The 16,684-nt window shown below is 49.1% G+C and carries 10 protein-coding genes; 3 read left to right on the top strand and 7 right to left on the bottom strand.

Translation table 11 applies throughout. The features are described 5' to 3' along the window. Positions 1-149: 149 nt before the first annotated feature. The 5 genes from AF331_RS18965 to AF331_RS18945 form a co-directional block, all read right to left on the bottom strand. A complete protein-coding gene (locus AF331_RS18965) occupies positions 150-4,127 on the bottom strand; it encodes a PA14 domain-containing protein (RefSeq protein WP_053429583.1) in 3,978 nt (1,325 codons plus the stop codon). Positions 4,128-4,769: 642 nt separating this feature from the next. Beyond that, the gene (locus AF331_RS18960) at positions 4,770-6,539 is read right to left on the bottom strand and encodes an LTA synthase family protein (protein WP_053429582.1); all 1,770 of its coding nucleotides are present in this window, start codon (positions 6,537-6,539) and stop codon (positions 4,770-4,772) included. Positions 6,540-6,626: 87 nt separating this feature from the next. Next, entirely contained in the window at positions 6,627-7,799 is a 1,173-nt protein-coding gene (locus AF331_RS18955) for a glycosyltransferase family 4 protein (protein ID WP_053429581.1), read from the bottom strand. Between the two features lie 2 nt (positions 7,800-7,801). Continuing rightward, positions 7,802-9,322, bottom strand: a complete 1,521-nt coding sequence (gene murJ, locus AF331_RS18950; protein WP_053429580.1) for a murein biosynthesis integral membrane protein MurJ — start codon at positions 9,320-9,322, stop codon at positions 7,802-7,804. Positions 9,323-9,331: 9 nt separating this feature from the next. Further along, positions 9,332-10,792: an O-antigen ligase family protein gene (locus AF331_RS18945; protein WP_053429579.1), complete on the bottom strand. Its 1,461-nt coding sequence runs from the start codon at positions 10,790-10,792 to the stop codon at positions 9,332-9,334. Positions 10,793-11,053: 261 nt separating this feature from the next. Between AF331_RS18945 and AF331_RS18940 the strand changes: the two genes are divergently transcribed. The 3 genes from AF331_RS18940 to AF331_RS18930 all read left to right on the top strand — a co-directional run bounded on the left by AF331_RS18940 (position 11,054) and on the right by AF331_RS18930 (position 14,040). Next, entirely contained in the window at positions 11,054-11,782 is a 729-nt protein-coding gene (locus AF331_RS18940) for a WecB/TagA/CpsF family glycosyltransferase (RefSeq protein WP_053429578.1), read from the top strand. Between the two features lie 17 nt (positions 11,783-11,799). Further along, on the top strand, positions 11,800-12,909 hold the full coding sequence (locus AF331_RS18935) for a glycosyltransferase family 4 protein (protein ID WP_053429577.1): 1,110 nt from the start codon (positions 11,800-11,802) through the stop codon (positions 12,907-12,909). 81 nt (positions 12,910-12,990) lie between these two features. Then, on the top strand, positions 12,991-14,040 hold the full coding sequence (locus tag AF331_RS18930) for a glycosyltransferase family 4 protein (protein WP_053429920.1): 1,050 nt from the start codon (positions 12,991-12,993) through the stop codon (positions 14,038-14,040). A 355-nt stretch (positions 14,041-14,395) separates the two neighbouring features. On the opposite strand, the gene AF331_RS18925 is transcribed toward AF331_RS18930, so the two are convergent. After that, entirely contained in the window at positions 14,396-15,592 is a 1,197-nt protein-coding gene (locus tag AF331_RS18925; RefSeq protein WP_235576442.1) for an LCP family protein, read from the bottom strand. Positions 15,593-15,915: 323 nt separating this feature from the next. Continuing rightward, positions 15,916-16,548 carry a YigZ family protein gene (locus AF331_RS18920; protein WP_053429576.1) on the bottom strand — a complete coding sequence of 211 codons (633 nt, stop codon included), beginning with the start codon at positions 16,546-16,548 and terminating at the stop codon, positions 15,916-15,918. Between the last annotated feature and the right edge of the window lie 136 nt (positions 16,549-16,684).

Below are 16,684 nucleotides of genomic sequence, written 5' to 3'. Positions count from 1 at the left end.
CCTCAGAATTTATAGAAACTTCTCATTTCATCATATACGATTCATTATAGATTTTTTTGGAGGTATATACAACTTTATGTTAAAGTTTGTTAGAATTTGTCGAACATTCCAATAGAAAAGCCCACGCCACATTCGGCGGGGGCTGCTTACTACTTGTTACTGAAGACGGGCTCATCGAACACCATCGTATAGTTATTCAATTGGTCGTAGACCTCTTTGATCCGTGCTGTCTGCTTGAGAGCCCAGCCAATGTCGGTAGCATACTGATGTGTAGCTGGTGCAGCTGGATTCCATCTCATTTTATAAATGGTATCCTGTCCTTGGGAAACATACCCTGAGGCGATGAATGAAGCCCCGCCTACAATGGCCTTTTCCGGAGTTGTCCAGCCCATTTGATATGCGTAAAGTGCTCCACATTCCAATGCGCAACTATCCTTTGCATTGATTCCATACATATTGTAAGAGTAATCCTGTGGTTTCTCACCATTTTTCGCCAAGCGTGGTTTTCCGTTTTCAACGATGATTCCTACACCGGTTGAAAGGGCGGAGGTCCCGTTACCTGTTTCTAAAAGCGCATGTGCGATAAGGTATACCTCATTCACATTGTATTCCTTCGACGCTTGAATGAAGGAAGAAGCTTTATTGGCGAGTATTCCTTTATTCCACAGTACCTTACTATTGACTTCGTTTGCATCGAGTCCGGCAGTACCTGATAATTTCAAGAACTGCAGGTAGTCTTTTGAATTCTTGTCCGTATAATTCAATGGGTTGACCAGACGTTCAACGGCTTCAGGCTTGGCGTTTTGCCAACCAGTATAGTTGACCTTGTACCAGATGTAGCCGTCGCTGCCCTTGACCTGTCCAAGAATTCGCAACGAATAGGGATTGCTCTTAGAAGAAGAGATCTGGGTAACTTCCCAGAAGTTTGTTCCAGGTCCTTCTCTCAGCTTCCAGTTGTTAGAGTAATCAACAATTCCAACATTGTTGCTGATGCTGATGAAACCGTCACTTCTGATATACGTGTCATACGTATAAGGATCAATCTGTGCACGTGCGTTTACCTGTTTCGTCACCATATCTTTAAGTGAAGTAGAGTAAGTGGTAGATTCATATTTTTTGATGATTCCTTGCATCTTCGTGAAGTCCAGGGACATGTTGGCAGATCCAGTCAGTTCAACGTACTCGACTCGAATCGTATGTGACCCTTTCGTGATGTTAAGGAACTCATCGATCTTATGACTACCGGCTTTGTTCATTTCGTAGACCAATTGACCGTCCACGAATACTTTCATCTTGTCATCGACGTTTCCACGCAGATTGTAGAGACCGCCTTCGAAGTTAAGGGTATTCTCAAAACTTGCTGAGAAGTAATTAACAGGGATTGCTGGATCGGGTGATCCGTGAGCCCAATCGAAGTTCAATTCATCGACAACCTTCAATACAGGAGTTCCGCTAAGAGTGGTATTCGGGTAATACTTTGCTACCCAGCCGCTATCTGCTTTCTTGAAGTCAACGGATAGTTTGGCTTTGCCCGTGAATTCTACATAATCAATCTTGATGGCGTGAGTTCCTTTGGAGATGTCGAGGAACTTACTCAGCGAGTGATTCCCAGGTTTTGTTACGTCATACACAACGTTTCCGTCTATTGATACCTTGACCAAATCGTCACTCTGACCAGTGATTTCGTAGATTCCTCCATCAAAGCTCATGGATTTTTCATAGGTTGCTGAGAAATTATCTACTGGAATCTGCGGGTCCGGAGAGCCGTAACCCCAGTCGAAGTTCACTGCATCATGCTCCTGGAGAACAGGAGTCCCTTGGAATGAGGTATTTTTATAATACTTCGCGATCCAGCCTTGAGGAGAAGTGAAGTCGAGTGATACCCGGGCATTTCCGGTCAGTTCGACATACTCCACTCTAACCTTATGATTTCCTTTTGGAATATCGATGAGTCCATCCATAACGTGATGGCCAGGGTTAGTAATCTGGTATTTCAATTGATCATCGATATAAATTTTGATTTTGTCATCCACATGACCTGTGACTTTGTAGATGCCTCCGGAGAAATTCATTTCTTTTTCGAAGGAAGCAGAGAAGTAATCATTCGGAATAGCTGGATCAGGTGACCCTGCTTTCCAATTGAAGTTCAGGTCTGAATGCTCTTTGATAACGGGCGTCCCTTTCAGGTCCGTATTCTTGTAGTACTTTGCCACCCAGCCATTAGGCCTTGTGAAATCAAGCGACAGCTTGGCTGAACCTGTGAATTCCACGTATTGGACTTTGACTTCATGGGTTCCTTTGGAAATCTCGACAGGTTGGTTGATGGCGTGACTTCCTGGTTTGGAAATCTCATGAACCAGCTTTCCGTCAATATATACCTTGATCAGATCATCCGATCGGCCAGTGAGGGTATAGACGCCGCCTTCAAAGTCCATTTTACGGGTATATTCAGCCGAAAAGTTATCCACGGGTACACTTTTATCGGGTGAACCGTGTCCCCAGTCGAATTGTAGATTCTTCGGTGTATCGTAATAAACGGGTACTCCTTTAAAGTTGTTATTGGAGTAATATTTTGCAAACCACCCGTCTCCACTGACTTTGGCAAAATCAAGGGATAGTGCTGCCCCGCCTGTGAATTCCTTATACTCTACATAAACGCGGTGAGTACCAGGAGTGATCGACAGGACTTTATCGATAGGATGATTTCCGGCCTTATTCACCTCATAAACCAGCTTTCCATCAATATAGACTCTGGCGACATCGTCCGCTCTTCCGACTAGGCGATACTCACCACCTTGGAAGGATACATCCTTCTCAAAGGTTGCGGAGAAGTTATCAACCGGAATTTTCTTATCAGGTGAGCCATGCCCCCAATTGAAGTCTAGATTCTCTGAATGATGGATAACCGGATCCCCTTTGAAATCCAAGTTGTTGTAATACTTGGCGATCCAGCCGTTAGGTTGTTTGAAATCAAGTGAGATCTTGGCAGAGCCGGTAAACTCCACGTATTGTACCTTCACGCGATGGCTGCCTTGAGGCACCTCGATCAATTGATCGACTGGGTGACTCCCCGGAGTTTCCACTTTGTATACGAGCTTGTCATCGATGAACACCCGCGCTACGTCATCAACCCTTCCAGTTAACTGGTAGACTCCCTCGTTGAACGTCATGATGTTTTCAAATTCAGCGGAGAAATTGTCTACGGGAATAGAAGCATCAGGTGAACCATGTCCCCAGTCAAATGCCAATTTATCTTGAGCATGGGTTTTAATGAGAGGAGTGCCTTTCTGAGTCGTATTACTGTAATACTTAGCAGTCCACCCATTAGGCTTTTGGAAGTCAAGCTTGAGCTTGGCTTTACCTGTGAGCTCAACATACTCCACATAAACTTCATGCTTTCCAACGGGTACTTGGATGGCTTGATTGATTGTATGGTGGCCGGCTTTGGAGATCTCAAAAACCAGCTTATTATCAATATACACCTTCACATGATCGTCCACTTCACCGACAAGCTGATACACACCCCGGTCGAACTGCATCACTCTCGTAAATCTAGCAGAGAAGTAATCGTTCGGGATCTTACTGTCGGGTGATCCGCTTCCCCAATCAAAATTGATAGCGGAATGCGTTTTCTGAACAGGGGTTCCTTGTAATTTCGTATTAGAGAAATACTGAGCCTGCCATGCATCTGCCGTAGCGATTGGAGTTGCAGCGGCAAAGGATTGAATCTGCATGGTAGCTGCTTCTTCCTCGTCCTCTTGAGTCGTATCTGCTTCTGCAGATGGCTCATCAGAAGGTTCCTCTACTTCCACAACAGGTTCCTCTTCAGGCGCCTGGGTATCGGCATCTGGTTCTTCTACAGGGGTCTTCTCTTCAGTAGCCTTATCTTCAGGTAACGATACGAACGTACTCAATATGTACCCTTCCTTAGTTTCCTGCGTGTCTGAGTTGCTTACAGAGATCTTAGTGAACTGCTCATCGAGACTCGGTTCAGGCAGAATAGCCACTTCAGAACCGCTTTCCAGCTCGATGACAACTTCACTCTCCAAGGAAGGCTCGGCATAGACGCTGACCGCTTCCTCGCTCTCTTCATTTATCACAAGGGCTTTAGAAACGACAGAATCCACACTCGTCTCTGCTTGAGCTATTCCAGAAAAACTAGATAAGACCAATAGTAATGCCAGCAAAGAAAAGCTTATTCTCTTGTAAAAATTCATAGTGCTTTACATAATCCCTCCAATAGTAGAAATAATCGAGTAATTTACAATATAGTTACTCTTATGACAAAACATTCTACCATATGTCGAATTATAATAGTATTGTAATAGTGTAATATTATTCATTAAAAATAGGTCAATAGACTTGTTTTTGGTTGTGATAATGCAAATTATTCTTTCGGAGGAGCCGGTATACCATGCGTGGGGAGAAAAGATACATGTCGAAAGATCTAATGTGCGGGTGTCGTATTTTGTATTTAATTGAAAAAAAGGTTTTTAATCAGTGGAGATTCTTTATACCACTCATGAATTCCATGCAAGCCTTTGCTTTCCGCGAGTGGTCCGTGAGCCTACTCAGCACGCCTTCGGGGTCTCGCATAAGCGATTTTTCCCGCTGAGACTTCGTCTTTCTCCCCTTCAAATGCTGGACTCAATTACACATAGCTGCTCATATAACGCATTAAAAAACCCGAATCGTGTTGCCTGTTTGTAGGCAACATGATTCGGGTTTTACTATGGCTAAAATAAATTTGTCTCAGCTTCATTGTCTACTCATTCATCGACAAAATAATTTCCTTTTATCAGGGATTCTGAAATGTCCAGTGTATGAAGGGCTTTTTCGCTGAGCCCACTCTTCATTCTGTCCTTCCCGATCATCAACGACTTTGTCACATACCCGCCGCTCGGGATCACGACCGTACCCGAAGGTGAGCCCAAAAGGTTTTCTCCAAGCCCCGAGGTGTAGGAGGTACCCATGACGGAGGCGATCGTCGGATACACATCCACCTGGCCGCCATACGCATCGATTTCCTTTCCTTTTATCCCTGGGTTGTAGATCATGAACGGGACGGTGGCGTATTCCCGGTACCATTCCTCGGTGGAGATCGATTTGCCCTTCCATTGCTCGATCAGGGACTTATCGCCCTCGAAGATCCCGTTGTGATCGCCGTACAGCACGATGACGGAGTCTTCAAGCAGTCCCTCTGATTCCAGTTCCTTCAAAAACAGCCCAAGGGCTTCATCGGTGTAGCGTACGGTTTGGAGGTAATCCCCGAGCAGGGTACCGTTCACTTCCTCCGGGAGGGAGAGGGACTTCTTCTCCGCAGGAAGATCATACGGCATGTGATTGGTCAGGGTGACGATCAAGGAGTAAAAGGGGTAAGGCTGCTCCTTCAATGTGCCCGCTGTCTCCGTGAACATTTCTTTATCGCCGACGCCCATTCCCACGAGTTCCTTTTGGGGGAACTGTTCGATGGTCTTGTAGTCCTCAAAGCCGAGTGACGGATACATCAGATGACGGTTCCAGAACGTCTTCTCGTCTGCATGGACGCCGAGGGTCGAATACCCGTCCTTTTTAAGTGAGTTTCCGATGCTGTGGTACGTATTGGACGGATAGCGGAAGAAGACCGATCCGGACTTTAAAGGGTATAGGGCGGTCTGCGTCAAGAATTCGGCGTCAGAGCTGTTCCCTGCAATCGTCTGGGCGTAGAAGTGAGGGAAGGACAGGCTGTGCTTCATCATCCGGTTCATGGTCGGCGTGATTTCCTTGCCCCCGATCTCTTCGTTCAGGACGAAGCTTTGGAGGGACTCTACCTGGATCATGATGAGATTCTTGCCTTTACCAAAGGCCTTATAAGGGTGATCGGCCGGGTCACGTTCAGCAGCGAAGGCCGTTCCGATCCGCTTCCGGTCATCATCGGTCAGCTTGTAGTTCCTGTCCCTGACAAAGGAATACGAATCCAGCATGTGATGGCCGATGAGGCCGTATTGGACAACGTGATCCAGAGAATCGTAGGCCTGGACCGGGTTCTCCATGCCGTCAACGAACATGAGCTTTGCGGGCTTCATGACCAGGAAGAGGAGGCCGAGGGTGAGAAAGGGGATGACGCCCTTCACCATTGCTCTTTTTTTCGTGTATGGAAACTTGCTCAATAAAAATAAAGGCAGAACGACCAGGTCGGCCACAAAGAGTAGGTACCGGAGCTTGAATAGATATGTGATGCTGTCCCCGAGTCCACCGAGATTGGCCATCTGTCCGAAGATCGACAGGGTGATGGGGGAGCTGTAGTAATCGAGGTACACCGCATTCGATAGGAAGACGAAGGACACAAGAAGGGAGACTAGTCCGCTGAAAGCAAGGCGCCATTTCCCGCTGAACAAGAAGGACAGGCCGTAGCAGGCAAGAAGGAAGCCGATGGAGGTGGAAAAGACCCCGCTCGATAAGGGGGTATCGGTGAACGTGTGAAACAGGATCACTTTGAAGAAGAGCAGGATATACAGAAGTTCATTTATGTACGTGAGTGGGTTTCGAAGCGTATGCATACAGTCACATCCCAGTAGAGTATAGGAATTAGTGTATGATTTCCCCAGTGGGATTATACGCCATAAGAAAAGGCTTGAGCGATGGGCTCAAGCCTTGTTGGCGGCTTTCATATAAATCTCTTCGAATCTTGCGGCGGCGGAGTGGTGGGAGTACATCTGCTCGATCTTCGTCCGGGCGTTCCGGGCGAGCTGTTCTGCGAATGTGGGTGAGTCCAATACCTTCAGGATTGCTTCTGAAAGGCCGTCCACATCCTTCTCCGTCACGAGGAGACCGTCCTTCTCGTGCTCGATGATTTCCTTCAGGCCACCGACGGCGCCGGCGATGACAGGTGATCTTGAACCCATCGCTTCCAGGGCGGAGATCGAGGTCGCCTCTTCGACACCGTAGGAATGGACGCTTGGCACAAGGACGATGTCCGACGTCCCGTACAGGTATTTCATCTTTTCATGAGGCACAGTGCCAAGGAGGAGGACATCACCCTCAAGGCCCTGCTGTTCGACTTCCTTCTTGATGGCAGGCATCTGTTCACCGGTCCCGGCATAGACGAGGACGGTATCGGGATGGCGGTCGAGGACCTTCCTGAGGGCGAGGGTCGGATAGATGACCCCGTTTTTCTCGGTCATTCTTCTTGGGACGAAGAGCATCCTCTTATCTGTCGGGATGCCGAATTCCTCCCGTATACCTGATAGATCTAGTTTCCCGGGATCGAAGTCTTCTACGTCGATGAAATTCTTAATGGCTGTCGCTTCAACACCAGACATGGATTTCACATAATCCTTGATCCGCTGATCGACGGTGACCACTTCGTCGGCAAGGGTGTAGGCCCTTTTTTCGCGCTCGCGGACAGTGATGTCTTCCTTGCTTCCCTCTGCGATTGCCCCGCGGCTGATGGCCTCGAAGGAATAGTAGCCATGGACCGTCTCAACGACGGGGATACCGGTTCCTTCTGCAGCCAATGTGGCATAAACATCCTGGGTGTTCACGACGTCGTACTGTCCTTTGAGCTTGTTCAATTCTTTATGGATCAGCGTCATCCGATTCTGATCGTTCATGAGCTGGCCGGACCCCGGTTTGATCTTACTTGCGATGAATCCAGGTGCCTGGGCGTATGCCTTTCGCACGAGGGGATTCAGATCGGTGAAGGAAAGGACGTCCACCTGATGGCCGAGGGTCTCGAGTCCGTTTTTGAGTGTCGCCACATGGGTGGAGAGGCCTCCCTCGTGAGGATATTCGAATATGGTAGATAAAAGGATCTTCATGGTTATCGGCTCCTTTTCAGCTTTTGGGTGAGCGGTGATACGGCCTGTACCTTGAAGAGGAAGGCCAGCATACAATAGACGATAAAGATGACGGCGGTCATGATGACCGTGTGGATGATGATATTCAGGTCATCTGCGAGCCAGGACTTAGCCACAAGCGCTCCTGCTACAGCTCCTGCCGTTGCGAGGAGCAGCTTGCCTGATTCTTTCCCGAGTTGCTTTGAGTAGGTCTTCTTTTCGCCGTACCCTTTCAACAGATAGCTGAAGAGCACGACGCACTGGATGAGCATGGAGATGCTCGAAGCGAGGGCGATCCCCCCGACGCCCATGAACCGTGCCAGGATGATGCTCAGGACCACATTGGCCGCGACGGCACCGAGACAGGAGTACATGGCGATCTTCGTCTTCTTCAGGGCATAGAACCCGTTCATCAGGAAATCCCTGAGGGCGAAAAAGACAAGGCCGATCCCGTAGAAGAAGAGGGCCTGGAAGGTGATGGAGGTTGCGCCCGCATCGAAGCTTCCCCGCTCGAAGGCCAGACGGATCAGATCATCTCCGCTCACAGCAAGGAGCACCGTGAAGGGGAGTCCGGCAAACAGGATGATCGCCGTCCCTTTATGTATGATGGTGAAAAATCGCTTGTAGCTCTCGAGTGCTCCTTCCACGAGTGACGGGTAGAGTACCGTGATCAGCGGCGTCAGGATCACGCTGAGAGGGAGCCACAATAGGCGGTTCCCATAATTCAGGGCCGATACGCTCCCCGTTTCGAGTCCCGACGAAACCATGCGGTCCACCAGACTGTTCAACTGGATGGAAATCGCCGCGATGATGATCGGATAAAACAGGATCATGATGGTTTTGATCTGCACCTTATTCTCTCTGAAGGCGAAATTGAATCCGATCCCTTCTTTTCTGAACGAAGGATACTGGATGAAGAACTGTCCTGCAGCGCCCATAAGGACACCGGCGGCCAAACCGTACACGCCGTACGTATTCGTAAGGAGGACGGTTGCCAGGATGATGACCACATTCTGAACCGTCGACGTGAAGGCCGGGAGAACGAACTGCTTGTTTGCGTTCAGTACCCCAGTCGAGATGGCGGTCAACGTCAGGAAAATCATGCTCGGGATCATGATCCGCGTCAGTTCCACGGCGAGATCAAGCTGACCCGGGGTGAAGCCCGGTGCCATCAGCTTCATGAGTGGCTCCGTGAAGAGGAGCGTCACCGCGATGAAGGCAAGGGAAATGACGAGGAAAAACGTGCCGAGTAGGCTCATGAGCTCTCGTGATTCCTTCTTGCTCCGTCCGCGTGCTTCCATGAAGAGCGGAATCGTCCCTGCCTGGATCGCCGTCCCGATTGCAGTGAAGAGCAGGGTCGGGACAAGACTTGAGACGAAGAACACGTCTGCTACGTCAGATGTGCCGAAGTACGCCGCAATGATGCTCTCCCGTGCGAATCCGAGCAGTTTTCCGAGACCGGAGATGATCGTGACAAGCCCGACGGCTTTGATGAGCGATTTCATATGGATTCCTCATTTTTCAAGAGAATGGGGCGTCCTTTCTTTCGTAAGGAAATAGCCCAGTAGGGAGTAAAAGTACAGCGTAAGAATCTTCTCCTCCAGTACATTATAGAACAGGGCCATGAGCAATGTCGCCAGGGTCAGGCAGAAAAGCACCGGAGCAACGGGGTCTTTTCTCCTCTTCCACGTGATGGTGAAGATCGCCACCACAAATGCGAGGACGCTCAATGTCCCCAGCGTCCCGGTCTGCACGAGAAGCTGGATGTATTGATTATCCGAGTACATCCTGTCTGGTAGTTGATAAGTTTCTGCAATTGGCGTCCCGTAGCTCAGCGTCGCCGAATCCCCGAACGTCCCGAACCCCGTCCCGATCACAGGATTCATGAGATAGATATCAATCCCCTTGAATACCACATACAGCCTGCCCCACTGACTGCTTTTCTCAATGATGTCGTCAGAGAAAATTTCCTTGAAGCGATTGGAGAATGTGGATGACCGTTCATTCGGCGGCGGTGCGCTGTCAGGCTCAACTTCTTCCTGTGGAACATCGGGCATATGCCCATCGCTGATCGTATGGGCGTCGATCTCCTCCCGTGCAATACCGGCAGGGTAATAGATCAGGAAGAGCCCCAATACAATGGATAGAATCAATCCCGCTCCCATTTTCCAAGCCCTTTTGCAGAGCACATACACGATGAAGGCAACCCCGAAGGCCAGAATCGAACCCCTGGAGTAGGTGAGGCAGAGGGTGCCGAGCATCAGGATAGAGGCAAGGACGTAAAGGATCCGCCATCGCTTCGCAACGGACAGGACATAAAGGGTGATAAAGAGACAGATGGATAGATATGTACCAAGTACGTTCGGATTCGCCGTCAGGCCGTACACTCTCATCTCATTGACAGAAGACAAATTCCAGTTCGTCCATGCCTCCGGAACAAGAAGTGTCCTGGAAAAGAGGTACTCCATGATCCCGTGTACAGACAGGATGGACCCCATCACGATGGATAGCCCGAGGAAATATTGGATATCTTCTTTATTCATCTTCCACTGACCGACGGTGAAGAGGATCAGGAAGGTGATGAGATAGGCGCGATTCTGAAAGATGATGGCAGACAGGCCGACACCCGTCTGAAAGGCTGCGATCGTCCCCACGAGGCAGAACAGCAGGATGAAGCCCGTGAAGGCATACGTCTTCCATGAGCCCCGGTCCCTGATGAACCCGTAAAGGGCGGCAAGGAACAAGACGATCAGCAGACAGTCGCCCATGAGCTTGAAGCCCGGATTCAATTCTAGTAAGAACGGCCGGATTGGGAAGTATATGAATAAGAGCAACAATCCGTTCTTCTTATTCCATGCGATGAAGAATAAGCTAAGGAGGGTGGAGAGATAGGCAACCACCGGATGTGTAAATACGGAAGGTACCACTAGCGCAATGACCGCAAGCAATACCAGATGCTGAAGCTTCGACAACAAAACATGACCACCCTTCTGAGAGGTTATTTCCTAGTATAAGCTTAATAAACGAATTTATTGTTTTATTTAACATTTTGTAAAGATTCCTAAAGGGATGGTAAAAAATTGATGACATGGGACCATCCGCCGACAATCTATCTTATTATAGAATCGAATCGGAAATTCCTCCAACGTCATGGAGTTGTAACACAATAACTGTTTCAGTAGCGGGGCGGCTGGGATAGAATAAAGGGGAGAATCGACAAGAGAGGTAGACACGAAATGACAAACCAAACCATCACCATACTCGACGTACCTTTTGTGAATCAACGTAAATCCGAGGTTGTACAAGACCTCTATCATCAGTATATAAAAGAAGAAAAGAAAGCCCTTGTGGTCACGGCCAATCCTGAAATCGTCATGCAGGCGAGGGAAGACCGGGAATACCACGCCATCCTTAAGACAGCCGACATCATCGTTCCCGACGGCATCGGTGTGATCATCGCGTCCAAGATGAAGAAGACACCCCTGATGGAGCGCGTGCCTGGTTTTGAACTGATGGAGGACTTGCTTGCCCTTGGAAATGAAAACCCCATTTCCTTCTATATAGTGGGAGCAAAGCCGGAGATCCTTGAAGAAGCCGTTCAGAACCTACACACCACGTATCCGAATCTTCACCTGGCAGGTCATCATCATGGGTACTTCCAAGATGACGATGAAACCATCATTGAAGACATCCAGCGTACCAAACCCGATGTCATCCTGGTCGCCCTTGGTTTCCCGCGCCAAGAGAAATGGATTGCAGCCAATCTGCCCAAGGTAGAAAAAGGGGTCTTCATGGGAGTCGGCGGAAGCATCGATGTCCTGGCAGGCCATGTAAAGAGAGCCCCGGTCTTTTTCCAAAAAGTGCACCTGGAGTGGTTCTACCGTCTCCTGAAGCAGCCTTCACGCTGGAGAAGGATGCTCGTGCTGCCACAATTCATCATCACCGTGATGAAATCCAAAGAATAACGCTGGGAGGTCCCATCGTGAAAATCCTGCACCTGAATGCCGGCAACGAAAGCGGCGGAGGCATGTTTCACATCCTGTCCTTATTAAATGAACTGAGCCGGGAAGAATTTTTTCTCGGAGTTTTTGAAGAAGGGGAAATGTATAAGCGCGGGGTTGAGCAGAATATCCAACTGGTAAATTTCAACCAAAAGTCAAGATTCGACTTTACGATTGTCAGAAAAATTGGTACCTTTATAGAAAAGCATGGAATCGACATGATTCACACCCACGGAGCAAGAGCGAACTGCTATGCGCCCTTCATCCGGAAAAGGACGGGCGTGAAGTGGGTGGTGACCGTACATAGTGATCCCCGAGATGACTTCATGGGCCAAGGGATCACCGGGAAAGTCTTCACCAGGACGAACCTGAATGCCCTCAAACAGGCAGACCACTTCCTTGCCATCTCGGAGCGGTTCAAGACCATCCTGATGGGTCTCGGCATCCCTTCAGAGAAGATCACCGTCATCCTGAACGGGATCGACTTCGACAAACCGCTGTCGAAACCGTTTGAAAGAGAAGAATTAGGGGTAAAAGAAGGAGACTTCGTTATGCTGATGGTGGCCAGGCTCGAAGCGGTGAAGAACCATAAGCTGGCACTCACCGCACTTCGAAACCTGATTCAACACCACCACCAGACCGGAATCAAGCTCCTCATCGCCGGTGACGGATCGGAACGGGAAGGACTTGAATCCTTCGTCAAGGCTAATGGACTTTCATCCTGCGTAGGGTTCCTCGGTCACCGTAATGATGTAGAGCGATTGTACCCTCTATCGGACCTTGTGCTCCTTACATCCTACAGCGAGAGCTTTCCCCTTGTCCTGTTGGAAGCCGCACGATCCAACGTCCCCGTGATCACCACGGACGTCGGCGGGGTCGACCTACTGATCCCATCAGATGACTACGGATGGATCGTCCCCATCGACGATGAGAAGAGCCTGACGGAAAAGCTCCTCGCTGCCATTGAACTGAAGCGAAATGAACGACTCCGTGAAATAGGACAAAAGTTAAGAATGCACAGCAGGGACAATTTTTCAGTAGAGCATTTCGCCAAGAACGTTTATAATGTATATTTGAGGCTGCTCGGATAAGCCGCATCTAAGAATTACCTGTATTCAACAATCGACCAACCGGGTAGATTAACGATTAAGAGGTGTACAATGACAATGCCAATGTTAATTCTGACATTACTCATATGCTTTGCCCTCACCATCGCGATCACACCCCTTGTTAAGCGGTTTGCATTCGCAGTGGGTGCGACCGACAAACCGGAGGATCGCAAGGTGCACAGCAAAATCATGCCCCGCCTTGGCGGACTGGCTATCTATATCGGATTCATCACGGGATATCTCATCCTCCGTCCTGAAGATCAATACGCCCTCCCGATCATCATCGGAAGCGGCGTGATCCTTCTAACCGGGATGGCAGATGACATCTTCCAGCTATCGGCAAAATGGAAGTTCGTCGGCCAAATCGCTGCGGCACTCATCGTCGTCCTTGGCGGTGTGAAAATCAACTTCATCAACGTGCCGTTCTTCGACACAGAGCTGAAGTTCGGACTGCTCAGCATCCCGATCACCATCCTTTGGATCGTGGGGATCACCAATGCCATCAACTTCATTGATGGCCTCGACGGGCTGGCAGCGGGTGTCTGCACCATCGGACTTGCCACCATCGGCTTCATGGCCATGCTGAAAGGCGATATCTTCGTCATGACGCTCGCCATGATCGTACTCGTAAGCTCCCTTGGCTTCCTGTACTACAATTTCCATCCGGCCAAGATCTTCATGGGGGACACAGGCTCCCTCTTCCTCGGATACATCATATCCGTACTGGCCCTCCTCGGATTCAAGAACGTCACCATGGTCTCACTCGTCATCCCGTTCATCATCCTTGGAGTACCGATCTCAGATACCTTCTTCGCCATACTCAGAAGGTACAAGAACAAAAGCCCATTGTCCGCACCGGACAAATCCCACCTGCATCATTGCTTGCTGAGGGCGGGCTTCAGTCACAAACAAACGGTCATCATCATCTACGCCATGGCTGCCATGTTCAGCCTGGCCGCCATCATCTTCTCCATGTCCACCGTCTGGGGAGGCCTGATCCTCCTCACGATTCTGCTCTTCGCCATCGAATGGTTCATCGAGAGCATCGGCTTGGTCAACTCCAACTACCAGCCGCTCATCAAGTTCGTAAAGGCACGGACGAGTAAGAAATAGATGATTGATGCAAAAAGCAGCCAACCCTGAGGGGTGGCTGCTTTTTTTGCGATTTGTGGGATAAGGGGAGTGTTTTTTTGTACCTGGCACCAAACGGCCATTTGGTGCCAGGTACAAAAAGGGGAAAAGGTGCCAGGTACAAAAAGGGGAAAAGGTGCCAGGCACAAAAAGAGGAAAAGGTGCCAGGCACAAAAAGGGGAAAAGGTGCCAGGTACAAAAAGGGGGAAAGGTGCCAGGCACAAAAAGGGGAAATGGTGCCAGGCACAAAAACGGCAAAAGGTGCCTGGCACCACCACACCACGCACCACCCACCACAACAAAAAAACACCCGCCATCCAGGCGGGTGCTCTTCCAATCACTGTTCTGCATATGGATCGGATTCGGTTTCTGCATGTGGAATCTCTTCCAGTGCAGGGCCCGTATCTTCTCCGGTTTCATCATAGGTTCCGGTGTCATCCGAAGTATCATCATACGTTCCGGATTCATCGGTAGACTCGCTGTAAGGATCGCTTTCTTCTTCTGTAGTGGTCGTATCATCTTCGGTGCCATAAGGGTCGGTTTCTTCACCGTTTTCTTCGGTGTTGATGTTATCCGCTGTCTGCGATTGGGACAGTCCAAGGTGGCTTCTCAGCTCCAGGCTGGTGTTGGCGACGCTTGTCTCGTCGAGGAGCCAGTAGTATACGCCGTCGATGTAGGTGTCTTCACCTTCAAGGGTGATGTTCTCGATGGAAAGCTTCTTGGTCAGGCCGTAGCTGGAGAAAGCTTTCATTTCGCTGAACGTCATGTTGGTGGCCATGTTGTTCCCGATTGCTTCAAGAATGTCGTCGTACTTCGTGAGGGCGTTGGCCGAAGCAGCTTTCTTTACGATTCCCTGGAGGATCATCTGCTGGCGTTTACCGCGTTCGATGTCATTATCATAGTGTCGGGTCCTTGCCAGTGCAAGGGCTTCTTCCCCGTCCAAGGTCTGTTCGCCAGGCATCAGGTGAATGGCATTGGCTTTGTCCTTTGAATTCTGCTCTTTTAATTCATATGGAACGTCGACATTTATGCCTTCAAGGGCATCGACCACATCGATGAAGGCATTGAAGTTCATTTTCACGTAGTAGTCAACCGGGATGTTCATGAGCTGTTCGACTGCTTCAATGGAGGCTTTCGGTCCTCCATAGGCATGAGCGTGATTGATTTTCGTTTTATAGCCTGCGTCTTCCAGGTAGACATACGAGTCACGCGGGATGCTGACAAGTTTCACTGATTTATCTTTTTCGTTCAAGGTGGCAAGCATCAGTGCGTCTGAGCGATCCTTCGTGTTTCCGCGTACGTCACTGCCATCGACACCGATGAACAGGATGGATACATTATCAACGTCGGGGTTCACTGCGGTTTCGCGGAGGTTGGATTTTTCACGGCCGTCGATGTTATCGTAGGATTTATTGAATACGGTTTCTGCTTTTTTTAGAACTACTGCACCGAATGCGGCGGCTGAAAAGGTGACGATTAGAAGGGGGATGATGAGGAAGAAGAAGATTCTTCTGCGGCGTTTCTTCTTTTTCATGATCTGATCATCTCGATATATTCCGTTATGCGACATATTTAAGAAGCTCCTTTTTTCGAGTAATACCTACAATATCTAAGAATATTCGCGTTTTTTACCTAAGCTCAATTGTACTATGTTACATAACCACCGTAAAATGAAATTTTTATTACAGTACACTTACAAAAAAGCGGGACAAACCCCGCGGCTGCAATCCTCTAGATAGTAGGTATACATTAGAGCCAACTTCAATCATGCTCAACATGGTTCCATACCCGTTTTCCATCCATCGTACTCCACTTGATGAAAAAAGACAGATCCCGTGGAATCTGTCTCCTTAGTGTTTATATAAGCGTCTCCAAATATTCCACTTCGCTTTCAGTGATTTCACCTTGTCCATTGGTGAGTTCGGTCATCCAGGAAGTGAAGTCATCCTTCGCTGCTTCTTCGACATAGACCTCTACTTCGACAGCGTCGAGATAGTGGATCTCTTTGAGCTGGTAGTGGGAGGAGCGTACTTCATTTTCCACCTTCCCGAGCCAGGTATAGTCGATTTTTGTCTTCATGATGCGCATGAGCTTCCGTTCGACGACACCGGTCGCGTTCAAGCCTTCGGATGTGCTTTTTCCGTACGCACGGATGAGGCCGCCTGCACCGAGTTTGATGCCACCGAAGTAGCGGGTGACGACCACGACGGTATCCTTCAGGTCGCGTTTCTTCAACACTTCAAGCATGGGAACGCCGGCCGTTCCGCTTGGTTCACCGTCGTCATTGGCCTTCTGGATGAGGTTGTTTTCCCCGATCATGTAGGCTGAACAGTTATGCGTCGCGTCCCAATGCTTCTTCTTGATATCGGCGATGAACGCCTGAGCGTCTTCTTCGGTTTCCACACGGGCTACATGGGCGATGAAGCGGGAGCGGTCGATGACGATCTCGTTCTCGCCGGGTCCTTTTACAGTATAATATTTATGAAGCAATTTGCTTACCTCCTAACGGCGTGAATACTCTATTCCTACTATATAAAAAAATGAACCATAATGCACAAAGGAACGACTTTATTCGAGGGAGTAGTTGGAATTACATGAAATAATGGTAATACAATGTAATGAAACT

This window comes from Rossellomorea marisflavi, assembly GCF_001274775.1.
In the GTDB taxonomy this organism is placed as follows: Bacteria; Bacillota; Bacilli; order Bacillales; family Bacillaceae_B; genus Rossellomorea; species Rossellomorea marisflavi.
This window is presented reverse-complemented; position numbering and strand designations above follow the sequence as displayed.

Coding starts and splice junctions, on each gene's coding strand:
- AF331_RS18955 (WP_053429581.1), bottom strand. CDS start 7,799: ATGAAGATCCTTTTATCTACCATATTCGAATATCCTCACGAGGGAGGC.
- AF331_RS18960 (WP_053429582.1), bottom strand. CDS start 6,539: ATGCATACGCTTCGAAACCCACTCACGTACATAAATGAACTTCTGTAT.
- AF331_RS18925 (WP_235576442.1), bottom strand. CDS start 15,592: ATGAAAAAGAAGAAACGCCGCAGAAGAATCTTCTTCTTCCTCATCATC.
- murJ (WP_053429580.1), bottom strand. CDS start 9,322: ATGAAATCGCTCATCAAAGCCGTCGGGCTTGTCACGATCATCTCCGGT.
- AF331_RS18940 (WP_053429578.1), top strand. CDS start 11,054: ATGACAAACCAAACCATCACCATACTCGACGTACCTTTTGTGAATCAA.
- AF331_RS18930 (WP_053429920.1), top strand. CDS start 12,991: ATGTTAATTCTGACATTACTCATATGCTTTGCCCTCACCATCGCGATC.